General features: G+C 65.3%; 17 protein-coding genes. 14 read left to right on the top strand and 3 right to left on the bottom strand.

The genetic code is table 11. The features are described 5' to 3' along the window. The first annotated feature begins 25 nt into the window (after window positions 1-25). From VSR34_RS01670 to ftsB, 5 genes are all read left to right on the top strand, one after another. On the top strand, window positions 26-829 hold the full coding sequence (locus tag VSR34_RS01670) for an alpha/beta hydrolase (RefSeq protein ID WP_342961708.1): 804 nt from the start codon (window positions 26-28) through the stop codon (window positions 827-829). A 138-nt stretch (window positions 830-967) separates the two neighbouring features. Then, window positions 968-2,629 (top strand): CTP synthase, encoded by a 1,662-nt coding sequence (locus tag VSR34_RS01665; protein WP_028210052.1) that lies wholly within the window; start codon window positions 968-970, stop codon window positions 2,627-2,629. Further along, window positions 2,626-3,480, top strand: coding sequence for a 3-deoxy-8-phosphooctulonate synthase (gene kdsA / locus VSR34_RS01660; RefSeq protein WP_028210051.1), 855 nt, complete (start codon window positions 2,626-2,628; stop codon window positions 3,478-3,480). The genes VSR34_RS01665 and kdsA overlap by 4 nt, the downstream gene beginning before the upstream one ends. A 356-nt stretch (window positions 3,481-3,836) precedes the next feature. Next, on the top strand, window positions 3,837-5,120 hold the full coding sequence (gene eno / locus VSR34_RS01655; protein ID WP_028216897.1) for a phosphopyruvate hydratase: 1,284 nt from the start codon (window positions 3,837-3,839) through the stop codon (window positions 5,118-5,120). 99 nt (window positions 5,121-5,219) lie between these two features. Next, the gene (gene ftsB / locus VSR34_RS01650; protein WP_028210049.1) at window positions 5,220-5,642 is read left to right on the top strand and encodes a cell division protein FtsB; all 423 of its coding nucleotides are present in this window, start codon (window positions 5,220-5,222) and stop codon (window positions 5,640-5,642) included. A 101-nt stretch (window positions 5,643-5,743) separates the two neighbouring features. Here ftsB and VSR34_RS01645 read toward each other — a convergent pair whose 3' ends face one another. The 3 genes from VSR34_RS01645 to VSR34_RS01635 all read right to left on the bottom strand — a co-directional run bounded on the left by VSR34_RS01645 (window position 5,744) and on the right by VSR34_RS01635 (window position 7,909). Continuing rightward, the gene (locus VSR34_RS01645; RefSeq protein ID WP_342961775.1) at window positions 5,744-6,085 is read right to left on the bottom strand and encodes a hypothetical protein; all 342 of its coding nucleotides are present in this window, start codon (window positions 6,083-6,085) and stop codon (window positions 5,744-5,746) included. Window positions 6,086-6,338: 253 nt separating this feature from the next. After that, window positions 6,339-7,301, bottom strand: a complete 963-nt coding sequence (gene hslO, locus VSR34_RS01640) for an Hsp33 family molecular chaperone HslO (protein WP_028230464.1) — start codon at window positions 7,299-7,301, stop codon at window positions 6,339-6,341. 83 nt (window positions 7,302-7,384) lie between these two features. Then, window positions 7,385-7,909, bottom strand: a complete 525-nt coding sequence (locus tag VSR34_RS01635) for a gamma carbonic anhydrase family protein (protein ID WP_028210046.1) — start codon at window positions 7,907-7,909, stop codon at window positions 7,385-7,387. Window positions 7,910-8,085: 176 nt separating this feature from the next. Between VSR34_RS01635 and VSR34_RS01630 the strand changes: the two genes are divergently transcribed. The 9 genes from VSR34_RS01630 (at window position 8,086) to bamC (ending at window position 16,582) form a co-directional block, all read left to right on the top strand. Continuing rightward, complete coding sequence (locus tag VSR34_RS01630) at window positions 8,086-9,006, top strand: ferritin-like domain-containing protein (RefSeq protein WP_342961707.1); 921 nt, start codon at window positions 8,086-8,088, stop codon at window positions 9,004-9,006. Window positions 9,007-9,066: 60 nt separating this feature from the next. Next, window positions 9,067-9,960 (top strand): alpha/beta hydrolase, encoded by an 894-nt coding sequence (locus VSR34_RS01625; protein ID WP_342961706.1) that lies wholly within the window; start codon window positions 9,067-9,069, stop codon window positions 9,958-9,960. Window positions 9,961-10,104: 144 nt separating this feature from the next. Further along, entirely contained in the window at window positions 10,105-10,935 is an 831-nt protein-coding gene (locus VSR34_RS01620) for a 3',5'-nucleoside bisphosphate phosphatase (protein ID WP_342961705.1), read from the top strand. A 234-nt stretch (window positions 10,936-11,169) separates the two neighbouring features. Then, window positions 11,170-11,808, top strand: coding sequence for an L-threonylcarbamoyladenylate synthase (locus tag VSR34_RS01615; RefSeq protein ID WP_028210043.1), 639 nt, complete (start codon window positions 11,170-11,172; stop codon window positions 11,806-11,808). 52 nt (window positions 11,809-11,860) lie between these two features. After that, on the top strand, window positions 11,861-12,526 hold the full coding sequence (locus VSR34_RS01610; RefSeq protein WP_028210042.1) for a site-2 protease family protein: 666 nt from the start codon (window positions 11,861-11,863) through the stop codon (window positions 12,524-12,526). A 4-nt stretch (window positions 12,527-12,530) separates the two neighbouring features. Then, entirely contained in the window at window positions 12,531-13,733 is a 1,203-nt protein-coding gene (locus VSR34_RS01605) for a tryptophan--tRNA ligase (RefSeq protein WP_028210041.1), read from the top strand. After that, complete coding sequence (locus VSR34_RS01600) at window positions 13,733-14,368, top strand: methyltransferase domain-containing protein (RefSeq protein ID WP_342961704.1); 636 nt, start codon at window positions 13,733-13,735, stop codon at window positions 14,366-14,368. Before VSR34_RS01605 ends, VSR34_RS01600 begins: the two co-directional genes overlap by 1 nt. A gap of 42 nt (window positions 14,369-14,410) precedes the next feature. Next, the gene (gene dapA, locus VSR34_RS01595; RefSeq protein WP_342961703.1) at window positions 14,411-15,316 is read left to right on the top strand and encodes a 4-hydroxy-tetrahydrodipicolinate synthase; all 906 of its coding nucleotides are present in this window, start codon (window positions 14,411-14,413) and stop codon (window positions 15,314-15,316) included. Between the two features lie 126 nt (window positions 15,317-15,442). After that, window positions 15,443-16,582 carry an outer membrane protein assembly factor BamC gene (gene bamC / locus VSR34_RS01590; RefSeq protein WP_028210039.1) on the top strand — a complete coding sequence of 380 codons (1,140 nt, stop codon included), beginning with the start codon at window positions 15,443-15,445 and terminating at the stop codon, window positions 16,580-16,582. Window positions 16,583-16,593 lie beyond the last annotated feature (11 nt).

The following is a 16,593-nucleotide window of genomic DNA, read 5'->3' as shown; positions in this document are numbered from 1 at the left end:
AACAAGATAGAGAGACAAGCCGCCTTTGAAAAACGTCATCCATTTCTCGCACGCGAACGGCTTTCCGGCCTCGACGTATCGCACGTTCTTCGCCGAACTGGCCGACAACTACGAACTGCGCTACATCGAGCGGATCGGCCATGACCCACGCTTTCCTGTCACGCGCGACTGGCCGCATCTCGTCGAGCAACTGCTGGACGATATCGGACGTACCTATGAGGATCCGGTGTGGCTCGTCGGACATTCGCTCGGCGGCTATCTCTCGCTGATGGCCGCGCTGAAGAAGCCGCAGTGGGTCAAGGGCGTCGTGATGCTCGATTCTCCCGTGATCGCCGGCTGGCGCAGCAGCATGCTGCGCATATCGCAGTGGACCGGTCTCGACGAGCGCCTGTCGCCCGCCGCCGCCACGCGCAGGCGCCGCACGAGCTGGGCGAGCCGCGACGAGGCATGGCGGCATTTCCATTCGAAGGCCGCATTCGCGCGCTGGGACGAGCGCGTGCTGTCCGACTATATCGACTTCGGCATTCCTCAGACGTCATCCGAGGGCGGCCGCACGCTCGCCTTCGATCGCCACACCGAATACATGATCTACCGAACGCTGCCGCACACGCTCGGCGCGCGGCTCGTGCACGGCTCGGCGGTGCCGGTGAGCTTCGTCGCGGGCACGCAATCGCGGGAAGTCCGTCAGGTCGGACTCGCGGCGACGCGGCGCATTGCAGGCGAGCGTTTCGAATGGATCGAGGGCAGCCATCTGTATCCCATGGAGCGCCCGATCGAGACTGCCCGTGCGGTGCAACGCATGCTTTACGCGATGGAAAACGGAGCCTGAGCCATCGATATTCGGCGCTGCTGGGGCGGCGCGGGGGAGAGCGGGGCGCAACGCATTCGACCCGCGCCGCGCTCGCTCAAAATTCAGGGTTAGCCCTTGCTTTCAGGTATAATCCGTTTTTCCCGCGAGCATCCAGCGATGACCAAATATGTTTTCGTCACCGGCGGCGTAGTTTCCTCCCTTGGCAAGGGTATTGCCGCCGCCTCCCTCGCCGCGATCCTCGAATCGCGCGGTCTGAAAGTCACCCTCCTCAAACTCGATCCCTACATCAACGTCGACCCCGGCACGATGAGCCCGTTTCAGCACGGCGAAGTGTTCGTGACGGAAGACGGAGCGGAAACCGACCTCGACCTCGGCCACTATGAGCGCTTCATCACCACGAAGATGCGCAAGGCCAACAACTTCACGACGGGCCAGATCTACGAATCGGTGATCCGCAAGGAGCGCCGCGGCGATTATCTGGGCAAGACCGTGCAGGTCATTCCGCACATCACCAACGAGATCCAGGCGTTCATCGAGCGCGGCGCCGCATCGGCGACGTGCGGGGAGCCGGATGTCGCGATCGTCGAAGTCGGCGGCACGGTGGGCGACATCGAATCGCTGCCGTTCCTCGAAGCCGCGCGTCAGATGAGCCTGCGCCTCGGCCGCAACAGCGCGTGCTTCGTGCACCTCACGCTCGTGCCGTTCATCGCCACGGCGGGTGAGCTCAAGACCAAGCCCACGCAGCATAGCGTGCAGAAGCTGCGCGAAATCGGTATCTATCCGAACGTGCTGCTGTGCCGCGCCGACCGCCGTATTCCCGACGACGAGCGCGCGAAGATCTCGATGTTCTCGAACGTCCCGGAAGACGCCGTGATCTCGGTGTGGGACGCCGACAGCATCTACAAGATTCCGCAGATGCTGCACGACCAGGGCCTCGACTCGATCGTCTGCGACGAACTGAAGCTTTCCGCCAAGCCCGCCGATCTGTCGATCTGGGCGGAAATGGTCGAGAAGCTCGAGCATCCGAAGCACGAAGTGACGATCGGCATGGTCGGCAAGTACGTCGACCTCACCGAATCGTACAAGTCGCTCATCGAGGCGCTGCGCCACGCGTCGATCAAGACCTCGGCGAAGGTCAACATCGAGTACATCGATTCCGAGCAGATCGACGAAGAAGGTGTCGAGAGCCTCAAGCATCTCGACGCGATTCTCGTGCCGGGCGGTTTCGGCCGTCGCGGCACCGAAGGCAAGATCAAGGCGATCCAGTACGCCCGCGAAGCGAAGGTGCCGTACCTCGGCATCTGCCTCGGCATGCAGCTCGCCGTGATCGAATTCGCGCGCGACGTGGTGGGCCTGAAGCACGCGAACAGCACGGAATTCGATCCGGACACGCCGGACCGCGTCGTCGCGCTCATCACCGAATGGGCCGACCGCGAAGGCAAGGTCGAGAAGCGTTCCGAAGACTCGGACCTCGGCGGCACGATGCGCCTGGGCTCGCAGCGCTGCCCGATCAAGCCGGGCACCCTCGCGGCAGAGATCTATGGCAAGGACGTCAACGAGCGCCATCGCCATCGTTATGAAGTCAATAACGGCTACGTGCCCAAGCTCGAAGCCGGCGGCCTTATCATCAGCGCCCGTACGCCTACCGAGGACCTGCCCGAGATGATGGAGCTGCCGCGCGATATGCACCCGTGGTTCGTCGGCGTCCAGTTCCATCCGGAATTCACGTCCACGCCGCGCGACGGCCATCCGCTCTTCAAGGCGTATGTCGAAGCAGCGGTCGCGCACCAGCAGGCGCGCGCCGAGGAGAAAGCATGAATCTGTGCGGTTTCGAAGTTGGCCTCACCAAGCCGTTCTTCCTGATCGCGGGCACCTGTGTCGTCGAATCTGAACAGATGACGATCGACACCGCGGGCCGCCTGAAGGAAATCACGTCGAAGCTCGGCATTCCGTTCATCTACAAGTCGTCCTACGACAAGGCCAATCGTTCGAGCGGCAAGTCGTTTCGCGGCCTCGGGATGGACGAGGGTCTGCGCATCCTCTCCGAAGTGAAGCGCCAGCTCGGCCTGCCCGTGCTGACCGACGTGCACACGGAAGAGGAGATCGGGCCGGTCGCCTCGGTCGTGGACGTCCTGCAGACACCGGCGTTCCTGTGCCGCCAGACCGACTTCATCCACGCGTGCGCACGCTCGGGCAAACCGGTCAATATCAAGAAAGGCCAGTTTCTCGCGCCGCACGACATGAAGAACGTGATCGACAAGGCGCGCGATGCCGCGCGCGAAGCGGGTCTTTCCGAAGACCGCTTCCTCGCCTGCGAGCGCGGTGTTTCGTTCGGTTACAACAACCTCGTCTCGGACATGCGCTCGCTCGCGATCATGCGCGAGACCGGCGCACCGGTCGTGATGGACGTGACCCACTCGGTGCAGCTGCCGGGCGGCCAGGGTACGAGCTCGGGCGGTCAGCGCGAATTCGTGCCGGTGCTCGCGCGCGCAGCCGTGGCCACGGGTGTGGCGGGTCTTTTCATGGAAACGCACCCGAACCCCGCACAGGCGAAGTCGGATGGCCCGAATGCCGTGCCGCTGAACCGCATGGCCGAGCTGCTGGAAACGCTCGTGACGCTCGACCAGGCGGTCAAGCGCACGCCGTTCCTCGAAAGCGACTTCAACTGAGCGCAAGCAGGTCCCGCGCAGTACGCGTAGTGAAGCAGTTGCGCGCCGCTTCGATTGCATGAGCGGCGCGATGGAGGAGCAGCGCGGCGCAGGCCCGTGCGCACAGCAGATGTCGCCAAACGCCATCATGCTGTACGCGGTGGGGCGAGCGCGCCGCGTTCGATGTACAAGGCAGCGTGGCAGCCGATCGGGCATGCGAACATGACCATCGCGCTGCGGCAAGTTGAACCTGGCGATCGCGCCGCCTGTCCCATGTGACGGTGTGCCCCGAACGAGCATAGAAACTGTGCCTCGGGGGCAAATGCAGCAGGCGGCGCAGGTACGCGCAAGAATTACTGTCATTTCCTGAGGAAACCATGAGTGCAATCGTAGATATCATCGGTCGCGAGATTCTGGATTCGCGCGGCAATCCCACCGTCGAATGCGACGTGCTGCTCGAATCGGGCACGATGGGCCGCGCAGCGGTGCCGTCGGGCGCATCGACGGGCTCGCGCGAAGCGATCGAACTGCGCGACGGCGAAGCCGGCCGCTACAACGGCAAGGGCGTACTCAAGGCCGTCGAGCACATCAACACCGAAATCTCCGAGGCGATCATGGGCCTCGACGCGTCGGAACAAGCGTTCCTCGACAAGACCCTGCTCGAACTCGACGGCACGGACAACAAGTCGCGTCTGGGCGCGAACGCCATGCTGGCCGTTTCGATGGCCGTCGCGAAGGCCGCCGCTGAAGAAGCCGGCCTGCCGCTGTACCGCTACTTCGGCGGCTCGGGCGCAATGCAACTGCCGGTGCCGATGATGAACATCGTCAATGGCGGCGCGCACGCGAACAACAGCCTCGACATTCAGGAGTTCATGATCGTGCCGGTGAGCCAGCCGACCTTCCGCGAAGCGCTGCGTTGCGGCGCGGAAGTGTTCCACGCGCTCAAGAAGATCCTCTCGGATCGCGGCATGAGCACGGCAGTGGGCGACGAAGGCGGCTTCGCACCGAACTTCGGCAGCAACGACGAATGCCTCTCGACCATCCTGCAAGCCATCGAGAAGGCCGGCTATCGCGCCGGTGAAGACGTCCTGCTCGCGCTCGACTGCGCAGCCAGCGAGTTCTATCACGACGGCAAGTACCAGCTCGCGGGCGAAGGCCTGCAACTGTCGTCGGCCGAATTCGCCGACTACCTCGCAACGCTTGCCGACAAGTTCCCGATCGTCTCGATCGAAGACGGCATGCACGAGTCCGACTGGGCCGGCTGGAAGCTCCTGACCGACAAGCTCGGCAAGAAGGTCCAGCTCGTGGGCGACGACCTGTTCGTCACCAACACGCGCATCCTCAAGGAAGGTATCGAGAAGGGCATCGCCAACTCGATCCTCATCAAGATCAACCAGATCGGCACGCTGACGGAAACCTTCGCGGCAATCGAGATGGCCAAGCGCGCCGGTTACACGGCCGTGATCTCGCACCGCTCGGGCGAAACCGAAGACTCGACGATCGCGGATATCGCCGTCGGCCTCAATGCTGGCCAGATCAAGACGGGCTCGCTCTCGCGCAGCGATCGCATCTCGAAGTACAACCAGCTGCTGCGCATCGAGGAAGATCTCGGTGATATCGCCAGCTACCCGGGCAAGTCGGCGTTCTATAACCTCCGCTAAGCGGAACCTGCGCCGGCAGCGGCCTTGCTGTCACCCTTCGTCATCTATCCGCCGCCCTGCGTTTAGCGCAGGGCGGCGTGTATTTATCCGGCACCTTTCATGCGGCTTGTCACTGTCGTTCTGATCATCCTGCTCGTGCTGATTCAGTATCCGCTGTGGTGGGGCCATGGTGGCTGGCTGCGTGTCCACGAACTGGAGCAGCAACTCACGCAGCAGCAAAAGCAGAACGACGACGAGAAACTGCGCAATGAACGCATTGCGGGCGAAGTGCAGGATCTGCAGAACGGCACGGCAGCCGTCGAGGAGCGCGCGCGCTACGAGATGGGCATGGTGAAGGACAGCGAGGTCTTCGTGCAGTTCGTCTCGCCGAACCAGACGCCGCCGGCAACGCCGAGCGGTTCGTCGAATACCTCGACGCGCGGTCAGATGTCGGCGGCGCCGGTGAGGGTGGTGCCGAACCCCGTTTCACGCGTGCCTGAGAAGAAGCACGGACACACGAAGGAAGCGAAGAAGGCAGGCTAAACGGTGCGCGGGCGCAGAGCCGACGGCGTACTGGAAAACAAAAGGCGCGGCATCGATCCGCGCCTTTTGCGTTGGATAGCGCTTCGCGTGACGCGGCGTGGCTACCAGCCCCAACCCCAGCCAGGATAACCGTAGCCAATACCCGTGCCCCAGCCGCTGCCCCATCCGCCGCTGGAATAGCCCCCAAACACCGTGACTGGCGGCGCGTAGGCACGCGACCACGCTTGCGCGGCCGCCTCGGCGGCCATTGCCTGGTCCTGCTCCGCGAGCACCTGGCGGTCGATCGCGTCGTAGCGTGCCCGTTCGTCGGGCGTGAGCGCCGGCGCCGTCGTGGCCACGCCCGACTGGTCAGCGGGCAGTCGACTAAAGATGGGCGAAGGTCCGGGAGGATCCATCGTGCAGCCGCTCGTGAGCGTAACGGCGGTCACGGCAACGCCGAACATCGTGAGCGCGGCCAGGGCGTTCACGCGCGGCGCACGGTCGCGCAACGGACGCGCGAAGCGTTTGCTATTGATCATGCTTCCCTCCATCTGTCGGACGCCTAAGCAATGCCCGGACGGCGAGTGGGTCAGCGTTCGACTCGATTCCCTGAGGTAGTGGATGCGCTGCCGCGCATGGCGGCAGCACAACGCCTGTCGGGCCGCGTGGGCGCCCCGGCCATGGCGAGGCGGCCGGTACGCCCTCGCCGGTATACCCTCAGTGGCGACGCTCAGCTGCGGGGCTCACGCTTTCCGAGAGCCCGGTTACCGCGAAAAGTTGCGCGACGTCCACGGGGTCGAACTCATAGCGCTGATTGCAGTAGTCGCAATGGATCTCGACGTGACCCCGCTCCTCGACCACGCTATCGACTTCCTCGCGGCCCAGCATCTTGAGCATCGCGCCCACCTTCTCACGCGAGCACGAGCACTGGAAGCGCGGTGCGAGCGGCTCGAAGTGGCGCACGTTCTCCTGCCAGAAGAGGCGGCGGAACAGCGTCTCGCCGTCCTCCTTGAGCATTTCGTCGCGCTCGAGCGTCCCGCCGAGCGTGCAGACGCGCTCCCAGGTATCGAGGTCATGCTCGCCCTGGTGCGGCACGATGCCGCCGTCGCCGGGCAGCTTCTGCAGCAGCATGCCGACGGCGCGCTCGTCGTTGGCGGCCAGCCACAGCCGCGTGTCGAGCTGCTCCGAGTGATGCATGTAATGCTCGAGCACGGAGGCGATCGACTTGAGCGGACCGTCTTCGCCGTTCAGCGGCACGATGCCCTGGTAGGGCTGCTGGCCCGGCTGCTTCTTCGCGGGATCGAGCGTGATCACGCAGCGGCCCTGGCCGTCCGGATTCACGAGGTCGGCGAACGTGAGTTCGTCGGCGAGCGGCAGGGCGTTTGCGCCCGTGAAATCTTCGCCGAGACGCGCGGTGGCGCGCATCGCCAGATCCGACCCGCACTGCACGACCAGCATCTTCACCGGGCCGTCGCCGAAGATCTGCATGATCAGCGTGCCTTCGAACTTGAGATTCGCCGAAAGCAGGGCGCACGCCGCCATCATCTCGCCGAGCACGGTGCGCACCGGCGCCGGATACTGGCGGCGCTTGAGCACTTCCTGCCACGAACTGCTCAACGAGACGATCTCACCGCGCACCGGAGCGGCGCTGAACATGAATTTCTGCAACTGGTCGTTCACAATCTTTTCCTTCGTTTCAATCGGGGCCGCACGGCCGCGTCGCGCACGGCGAGAGCATGCGGCTCTCGGCCGTCCCAGCCCGGTCAGCCGATGCGCACGAGCTGAGCCTTGAAATATTCACGACGCTGCGCGTAGACATCGGCGTTGCGCTTGAGGCCGGCAATGTCGGCTTCGGTAAGCTCGCGCACCACTTTGGCCGGCGCGCCGAGAATCAGCGAGTTGTCGGGGAACACCTTGCCTTCCGTGACCACCGCACCCGCGCCAACCAGACAGTTGCGGCCGATCACCGCACCATTCAAGACCACGGCCTGAATGCCGATCAGCGCGCCTTCCTTGACCGTGCAGCCGTGCAGCATGGCCTGATGGCCGACCGTCACGTTCGCTTCGAGTGTGAGCGGGTAGCCGGGGTCCGTGTGCAGCACCGCGCCTTCCTGCACGTTGCTGCGCGAGCCGACCGTGATCGGCTCGTTGTCGCCGCGCAGCGTGGCGCCGAACCAGACGCTCGAGTCTTCGGCCAGTTCGACCTTGCCGATGACAGTCGCGTTGTCCGCGACGAACACGCTTTCGTGAATGGTCGGCGCGGCGTCGCCTAGCTTGTAGATGGCCACGGTGTCGAGTCTCCTGTGAATTTCGGGGGCTGCTGCCGGCCTGCTGTTGCCGTGCAGCGGGGGCCGCGGCGCGGGGCAGGTTAATCGCGTATTGTAAACGGTTGCGCGAACGCCTCGCTTCGCGCCGTTTGCGCCAGGCAATTTCGCCCTCGTTTTCGCTCCTGTTTCCTTCGCCGATGAATTCCGTTTTCGCAGCCGCCCCCGCAAGGGCTGACGATCAAGCGCCTTCCTGCGCCGAGCCTGCCTGCTGGCGCCTCGCCGCGCTCGACGCTCTGTGCGAGCGCGACCCGATCGCCAAGGCCGACGCGGTGCGCCTGCTGCACGCGCGAACCCAGGCTAGTGCCGGTGAGGTCCGGTGGGAGCCCCAACGCGTCATCCCGACGCCGGAGGCTCTGCCGGGTCGCCCGTCCCTGCCGCCACTCGTCGAACCGCGCGAACTGCGGCGCCGCAGCATGAGCACGCCGCAGGGCCGTGTGGTGCTGCTGCATGCGTTGGCCCACATCGAATTCAACGCGATCAATCTCGCGCTCGACGCGGTCTGGCGCTTCGCCGCTATGCCCGACGCGTTCTACGCCGACTGGCTCAAGGTCGCCGCCGAGGAGGCGTATCACTTCTCGCTGCTGCAAGCGCGACTCGCCGACCATGGCCATGCTTACGGCGACTTCCCCGCGCACAACGGCCTGTGGGAGATGTGCGAGCGCACGAGCGCGGACGTGCTCGCCCGCATGGCGCTCGTGCCGCGCGTGCTGGAGGCGCGCGGCCTCGACGCCTCGCCGCCCATTCGCGCACGCCTGCAACAGGCCGGCGACATCGAATCGGCCGCGATCCTCGACATCATCCTGCGCGACGAAGTAGGGCATGTCCGTATCGGCAACCACTGGTTCCGCCACCTGTGCGGGGCGCGCGGCCTCGATCCCCACGCGACATGGCTCGCACTAGCCGCGCAGTACCAGGCGCCACGCATGCGCGGGCCCTTCAACTTCGAGGCGCGCCGCTCGGCAGGCTTCGACGAAGACGAACTCGATGCACTCGCGGCCCAGGACGCCGCCGAACACGTCGTCACGCAGAAGTCGTCGGAGCCTCGCTCGAACGAATGATCCACGCGGCTTGCCGAGCGCTTATATAATCGAACGATCATTCTTTTTCTGGCGGCGCAGATGAGTCCCTCACGATCCGAGTTCGTCGATGTCAATGGCATCCGGCTGCATGTGCGCCGCTGGGGCGCTGAGGACGCACCCATGCTCTTCATGCTGCACGGGTGGATGGATGTGGCGGCGTCATTCCAGTTCGTCGTCGACGCGCTGGGTGCGCGCGGCGGCGACTGGCAGGTGATCGCGCCCGACCTGCGCGGCTTCGGCCTGTCGGACTGGCCAGTCGCACAGGGCCGCGGCAGCAACTACTGGTTCCCCGATTACCTTGCCGATCTCGACGCGCTGCTCGAGCACTATGCGCCGAATGGCCAGGTGGATCTCGTCGGGCACAGCCTGGGCGCCAACATCGTTTGTCTGTATGCGGGCGTGCGGCCCGAGCGCGTGCGGCGCGTGGTCGATCTCGAGGGTTTCGGCCTGCCGGCTCCGTCGCCGGCTCAGGCGCCCGGCCGGATGCGCGAGTGGCTCGACGCGGTGCGCACGCCGCCGCAACTGCGCGCGTACGCGTCGCTCGACGCCGTGGCCGCGCGGCTCGTGAAGACGAATCCCCGCCTGATCGCGCCACGCGCGCGTTTTCTCGCCAAGCACTGGTCGAAGCCGGACGGCGAGGGCGGCTACGTGCTGCTCGGCGATCCGGCGCACAAGATGCGCGGGCCGCTGCTGTACCAGCTCGACGAGGTGATGGCGATCTGGTCGAAGGTGAGCGCGAAAGTGTTGCACGTCGAAGCGGCCGGGTCCGAGACGCTCGCGCGGCTCGCGGGCGCGGTGCCCATCGACGTATTCAAGAAACGCTTCGAGGCGTTTCCCGACTGGCGCGAGCGTATCGTCGACGGGGCGGGGCACATGGTGCACCACGATCAGCCGGAAGAAGTCGCACGCCTGATCGAGGCGTTCTGCGCCTGAGTGCCAGGTGCGTCGGGCGCCCAAACGAGCGGTCAACCGACGGTTCGCCCGGGTGCCCTTTCGCCCGCCCGCCGCGCTCCGGCGGCCGCCCGACGACTTCACTGCATTGCAGTAAAATAGGCGCTCATCCTTCTGCCGCCTGCAATGAACGCCGACCTCCACTGTCACTCCACTGTCTCCGACGGCCAACTGGCCCCGGCTGCTGTCGCGCGGCTGGCGAAGGCGGGTGGCGTGACGCTGTGGGCGCTGACCGATCATGACGTGCTCGGCGGTCAGCGTGAAGCCCGCGAGACGGCCGAGGCGCTCGGCATGCGCTATTTGAACGGCGTCGAGATTTCGGTCACCTGGGCGTCGCGTACCGTGCACATCGTCGGCCTGCATGTGGATCCGGAGTGCACCGCGCTCGTCGAGGGGCTTGCGCGTACGCGTGACGGCCGCGCGGCGCGTGCGGAGGCGATGGGCGAGCGGCTCGCGGAGCTGGGCATTCCGGGCGCTTACCCCGGCGCGCTCCGGTATGTTTCGAATCCCGATTTGATCTCGCGCACGCATTTCGCGCGCTTTCTCGTGGAAAGCGGCCGCGCACAGAACACCCAGGACGCGTTTTCGCGCTGGCTCGGCGATGGCAAGCCCGGCTACATTGCGCACCGCTGGGCGAAGCTTGCCGACGCCGTATCGTGGATCAAGGCCGCGGGCGGCGAGGCGATCATCGCCCACCCTGGCCGCTACGCCTACACGCAGCTCGAATTCGACACGCTCTTTGGCGAGTTCATCGATCTGGGCGGCAAGGCGATCGAAGTCGTGACGGGCAGCCACACGCCCGACCAGTACGCCGAATATGCGGCGGTCGCGAGGCGCTTTGGTTTCGAGGCGTCACGCGGCTCGGATTTCCATGCCCCCGGGGACGACTCGATCGCGCCGGGCATGCTGCCGCCGCTTCCTTCCGATCTCAAGCCTGTCTGGGAGCGATGGCTTTAGGCCGCGCACGGCGCGCGGCCCACAACCTCGACCCCTTGCCACTCCTGCCGCCGGGCAGCCCGCCGCAAGGCGTTTCAACAGGCAGAACCTGGTTTGCGGCCGCTTAGCCCTCCATCGCAGTGCCCGGCCGCCGCCGGTTCTTGCTTGACGTTCTCGCTCGACTCTTGCTGTCTTGCGCGTAAGGCCGGTCTTTTCCGTCGTCACCCGTTCGTCTATCGTTAGCTGACTACTGCCATGTCCCAGTTTTTTCGGCTTCATCCAGAAAATCCACAGCCGCGCCTCGTCAAGCAAGCGGCCGAGATCATCCGCGACGGTGGGGTGATCGCGCTGCCCACGGATTCGAGCTACGCGCTTGCCGCGCGCATCGACGACAAGCATGCAGCGGAGCGCCTGCGCCGCATCCGCGGCCTCGACGAAAAGGCGCTGCTCTCGCTAATGGTGCGAGATTTGTCCGAACTCGCGAACTTCGCCATGGTGGATAACCGCCAGTACCGGCTCATCAAGTCGGTGACGCCGGGCCCGTATGTGTTCGTGCTGGTGGCGACCAAGGAGGTGCCCCGGCGCCTTTCTCATCCGTCGCGCAAGACCATAGGACTGCGCGTGCCGGGCCACCCGATTCCGCTCGCGATCCTCGAAGCGCTCGGCGAGCCGCTGCTCGCCTCCACGCTGATCCTGCCGCCCGACACCGAGCCCCTGAACGATCCCGAGGAGATTCGTGAGCGCCTCGAAAAGCAGCTCGATCTCGTGATAGACGGCGGGGCGTGTCCGTGCGAACCCTCCACCGTCATCGACCTCACCGGGGAAGAGCCGGTGCTCGTGCGGCCGGGGCGGGGCGCGCTGGCGCCGTTCGGCATCGAGGAGGAAGAGACATGAGCGGCATGAATCGCGGCCAGCGCGCAGTGACGCATTGATACAATAGCCCGCCATGGAAGCCAACCTGATTCAGACGATCGTCGTCTACGCCTTGCCGGTCATCTTCGCGATCACGCTGCACGAAGCCGCGCATGGCTACGTCGCGCGCATGCTCGGCGACAACACCGCCTACGTGCTCGGCCGCGTGTCGTTCAACCCGATGCGCCACATCGACCCGATCGGCACCATCGCCATGCCGCTCGTGCTGTATTTCCTGACGAATGGCGCGTTCGTGTTCGGCTACGCAAAGCCGGTGCCCATCGCCTTCAGCAACCTGCGCAATCCGCGCTGGGGCACGCTGTGGGTCGCAGCGGCCGGGCCGCTGTGCAACTTCGTGCAGGCCATCGTGTGGGGCGTGTTCGGCGTGGCGCTGGCGGTGCTCACTGTGGACGAGCCGTTCTTCACGCGCATGGCCGCCGCCGGCGTGGGCGTGAACCTCGTGCTCGGCGTGCTGAACCTCTTTCCGCTGCCGCCGCTCGACGGCGGCCGCGTGCTCGGGGCGCTGCTGCCCACGCGCGCGAGCATTGCGCTCGCCCGTATCGAGCCCTATGGTTTCATCATCGTGATGGGGTTGCTCGTGAGTGGCATCTTCACGCGATTCTGGCTGCGCCCCCTCGTGAGTCTCGGTTACGACGCGGTCACGGCCATCCTTACCCCTCTTGTGTCGCTCTTTTCATAACATCATGTTCCCAGACCGTATCTTCTCCGGCATGCGGCCCACCGGGTCGCTGCACCTCGGCCACTATCACGGCGTGCTGAAAAACTGGGTGCGCCTGCAGTCCGAGTACCCGTGCTTCTTCTGCGTGGTCGACTGGCATGCGCTCACCACGCACTACGAAACGCCGGAGGTCATCGAGAAGAACGTCTGGGACGTGCTGATCGACTGGCTCGCTTCGGGCATCGACCCGAACCAGGCAACGCTCTTCATCCAGAGCCGCGTGCCCGAGCACGCCGAACTGGCGCTCCTGCTCGGCATGAGCACGCCGCTATCGTGGCTGGAACGCGTGCCGACCTACAAGGAGCAGATCGAGAAGCTGCGCGACAAGGATCTCGGCACTTACGGCTTCCTCGGCTATCCGGTGCTGATGGCCGCCGACATCCTGCTGTACCGCGCGTCGCTCGTGCCGGTGGGCGAGGACCAGGTGCCGCACGTCGAGATGGCGCGCGAAATGGCACGCCGCTTCAACTACATGTACGGCCGCGAGCCGGGCTTCGAGGAAAAGGCCAACGAAGCCGCGAAGAAGCTGGGCGGCAAGCGCTCGAAGCTCTATCACGAGCTGCGCAATGCCTACCAGCAGGAAGGCAATGAAGAAGCGCTCGAACAGGCCCGTGCAATGCTCTCGGAGTCGCAAAGCCTCTCGATGAACGATCGCGAGCGCCTTTTCGGCTATCTCGAAGGCTCGCGCAAGATCATCCTGCCGGAGCCGCAGGTGCTGCTGACCGAGGCCTCGCGCATGCCGGGCCTCGACGGCCAGAAGATGTCGAAGTCGTACGGCAACACCATCGGCCTGCGCGAAGACGCGGAGTCGATCACGAAGAAGGTCCGCACCATGCCGACCGACCCGGCGCGCGTGCGCCGCACCGATCCGGGCGATCCGGACAAATGCCCGGTGTGGCAGCTGCACCAGGTCTACACGGACGAAGCGACGCACGACTGGGTGCAGAAGGGCTGCCGTTCGGCCGGTATCGGCTGTCTGGAGTGCAAGCAGCCGGTGATCGAGGGCATCCTGCGCGAGCAGCAGCCCATGCTCGAGCGCGCGCAGAAGTATATGGACGATCCTTCGCTGCTGCGTGCGATTGTCGCGGACGGCTGCGACAAGGCGCGCAAGTTCGCCAACGAGACGATGCGCGACGTGCGCGAGGCCATGGGCCTCTCATACAGCTGATGGCTTGTGAAGCTGCCCGCGGTTCGCTGCCACACGCTGGGCTCGCCGAGCCCTCGCGCTGGGTGCGCCGCTGGGCGCATCTGATCGCACCGGGCGGCGCGGTACTCGACGTCGCCGCGGGCTCGGGCCGGCACGCGCGCTGGCTCGCCGGCCGGGGCCATCCGGTCACGGCACTCGATCGCGACGCCGCGGCGCTCGCTACGCTGCAAGACGTGGCAGGCGTCGAGACGTTGGTCTGCGACCTCGAAGGCGCACCTTGGCCGCTGGCTGCCGACGCTCGCTTTGCCGGCGTGGTCGTCACCAACTACCTGCACCGGCCGCTCATGCCGCGTCTCATCGACGCGCTGGCGCCGGGCGGCGTCCTCCTCTACGAGACCTTCGCGCAAGGCAACGAGACCGTCGGCAAGCCGTCGAACCCCGCGTTCCTGCTCGCTCCCGGCGAACTGCTCGCCAGCTTTACGCCGTCCTTGCGCGTCATTGCTTACCAGGACGGGTTTCTCTCCCAGCCGCGCGAAGCGTATATTCAGCGCATCTGCGCCGTACGCGAAAAATCGACCTCACTGTCCCCCGAAAGCGCCGGTAATGTGCCTGAGAACCAGGTACTACCCGTAGCGCGATACGATCTGACCGGCTAATCCGCTACAATCGCGGTTTAACCGACTCATTTCTGACGTTTCATGGCTAACGGCACTCAGGACGGCATTACGCTGCAAGGCAGCATTCCCGCGATCGTCACCCCCATGCATGAGGACGGCAGTCTCGACCTGCCGGCATTCCGCAAACTGATCGACTGGCATGTGGAAGAGGGGACGGATGCCCTCGTCGTCGTCGGTACGAGCGGGGAGTCCGCCACGCTGAACGTCGAAGAACACATCCTGATGATCAGGACGGCGGTCGAGCACGCTGCGGGCCGCATGCCGATCATCGCGGGCGCCGGCGGCAATTCCACCGCCGAGGCGATCGAACTCACGAAGCATGCGAAGGAAGTCGGCGCGCAGGCGTCGCTCCAGGTCGTGCCCTATTACAACAAGCCGACCCAGGAAGGCATGTACCGCCATTTCGCGAAGATCGCGGAATCGGTGGACCTGCCGGTCATTCTGTACAACGTGCCGGGCCGTACGGTCGCGGACATGGCGAACGAGACCATCCTGCGTCTGGCCGAAGTGCCGGGCATCGTGGCGGTGAAGGAAGCGACGGGCAACATCGACCGCGCCGCGCATCTCATCAAGCACGCGCCGGCCGGCTTCAAGATTTTCAGCGGCGACGACCCCACGGCGATCGCGCTGATGCTGCTCGGCGGCCACGGCAATATTTCGGTGACCGCGAACGTCGCGCCGCGCCAGATGAGCGACCTGTGCAAGGCCGCGCTCGCAGGCGACGCAAAGACCGCTCGCGCGATTCATATGAAGTTGCTGTCGCTGCACAAGAACCTGTTCATCGAATCGAATCCGATTCCCGTGAAGTGGGCGCTGCAGGAACTCGGCCGCATCGAAGGCGGCATCCGTCTGCCGCTCACGCCGCTCGACGCGCGCTACCACGACGTGGTGCGCGCCGCGTTGCGCGAGGCCGGTCTGGCTCGCTGATCCGTTCAGCGCAGTCGCCGTTTTTTCAACCGACGCCGCCACGGCCCAGCCGCCCAATCACTGGCAGATCATCAACGGACGATCTGGCAGAGCAAGGCTCAGCGTTCCCGTATCACGAAGGTCCACATGAAACGTTCCGCTTTTTCCCTCCACGCAACGCGCATGGCGGTGCTGGCAGTTGCCCTCGGCTCGCTCGCAGGTTGCGAATCGCTGAACGACATGTTCGCGTCGGATCGCGTCAATTACAAGGACACGCCGACTGCTCCGCCACTGAACGTGCCGCACGACCTTTCGTCGGCGCCGAGCGACCAGAAGTATGTCGCGCCGCCGCCCACGGTCACGCTCGGTGGCGCAGCGCAGCGCACGGTCACGCCGGCCGGCAACGCCACGCTCGGCGTGCCGAACTCGCAGGACCCGTTCGGCATGCACGTCGAGCGCGACGGCAACCGCCGCTGGCTCGTGGTGGACGGCCGCACGCCTGACGACGTCTGGCCCCAGTTGCAGGAATTCTGGACCGAAAACGGCTTTACGCTGACCACCGACTCGCCGTCGACGGGCATCATGACGACCGACTGGGCCGAAAACCGCGCCAATATTCCGGACGACTGGTTCCGTCGTACGATTGGACGCGTGATCGATTTCGCGTACTCGTCGGGCACGCGCGATCGCTTCCGCGTGCTGGTTTCGCGCGGCGCGGACGGTCAAACCGATATTTCCATCACGCATAACGCGATGGAAGAAGTGCTGACGGGGCAGGACAAGACGGGGTCCAAGTGGGTTGAGCGCCCGCGCGATCCGGCACTCGAAGCGGCGTTCCTCTCGAAGATCATGCAGAAGTTCGGTCTGACCGACGCCCAGTCGAAACAACTGCTGACCGACGCGCGTCCTGCTACGGCGCCTGTAAAGGTCGCCGCGGGTCCCGACGGCACGACGCTCGATCTGCCCGAGGCGTTCGACACCGCGTGGTTGCGCGTGGGTCTCGCGCTCGACCGCACGAACTTCACGGTCGACAACCGCGACCGCGAGAAGGGCCTCTACTACGTGCGTTACGCGGACTCGATGCAGGAACTCAAGGGCGACGGTCTGCTCGGCAAGCTCTTCTACAATCCGAAGAAGGCTGCGAAGGATCAGGGTCCGGAATTCCTCGTCGCGGTGCGGGCGACTGGCAATTCGACCCAGGTTGCCGTGGTGGACCAGAACGGCCGCATCGACACCTCGTCCGACGCGCAACGGATCGTCTCCGCCCTGCACGCGCAGCTGAACTGACGTGCGCTGAT

Origin of the sequence: Paraburkholderia sp. JHI2823 (assembly GCF_038900695.1) — a bacterium.
Lineage (GTDB): Bacteria > Pseudomonadota > Gammaproteobacteria > Burkholderiales > Burkholderiaceae > Paraburkholderia > Paraburkholderia mimosarum.
The sequence above is the reverse complement of the archived record's forward strand: the minus strand, read 5'-3'. Positions and strand labels throughout refer to the sequence as shown.

Coding starts and splice junctions, on each gene's coding strand:
- VSR34_RS01665 (WP_028210052.1), top strand. CDS start 968: ATGACCAAATATGTTTTCGTCACCGGCGGCGTAGTTTCCTCCCTTGGC.
- kdsA (WP_028210051.1), top strand. CDS start 2,626: ATGAATCTGTGCGGTTTCGAAGTTGGCCTCACCAAGCCGTTCTTCCTG.
- eno (WP_028216897.1), top strand. CDS start 3,837: ATGAGTGCAATCGTAGATATCATCGGTCGCGAGATTCTGGATTCGCGC.
- ftsB (WP_028210049.1), top strand. CDS start 5,220: ATGCGGCTTGTCACTGTCGTTCTGATCATCCTGCTCGTGCTGATTCAG.
- VSR34_RS01645 (WP_342961775.1), bottom strand. CDS start 6,085: ATGTTCGGCGTTGCCGTGACCGCCGTTACGCTCACGAGCGGCTGCACG.
- VSR34_RS01630 (WP_342961707.1), top strand. CDS start 8,086: ATGAATTCCGTTTTCGCAGCCGCCCCCGCAAGGGCTGACGATCAAGCG.
- VSR34_RS01625 (WP_342961706.1), top strand. CDS start 9,067: ATGAGTCCCTCACGATCCGAGTTCGTCGATGTCAATGGCATCCGGCTG.
- VSR34_RS01620 (WP_342961705.1), top strand. CDS start 10,105: ATGAACGCCGACCTCCACTGTCACTCCACTGTCTCCGACGGCCAACTG.
- VSR34_RS01615 (WP_028210043.1), top strand. CDS start 11,170: ATGTCCCAGTTTTTTCGGCTTCATCCAGAAAATCCACAGCCGCGCCTC.
- VSR34_RS01610 (WP_028210042.1), top strand. CDS start 11,861: ATGGAAGCCAACCTGATTCAGACGATCGTCGTCTACGCCTTGCCGGTC.
- VSR34_RS01605 (WP_028210041.1), top strand. CDS start 12,531: ATGTTCCCAGACCGTATCTTCTCCGGCATGCGGCCCACCGGGTCGCTG.
- VSR34_RS01600 (WP_342961704.1), top strand. CDS start 13,733: ATGGCTTGTGAAGCTGCCCGCGGTTCGCTGCCACACGCTGGGCTCGCC.
- dapA (WP_342961703.1), top strand. CDS start 14,411: ATGGCTAACGGCACTCAGGACGGCATTACGCTGCAAGGCAGCATTCCC.
- bamC (WP_028210039.1), top strand. CDS start 15,443: ATGAAACGTTCCGCTTTTTCCCTCCACGCAACGCGCATGGCGGTGCTG.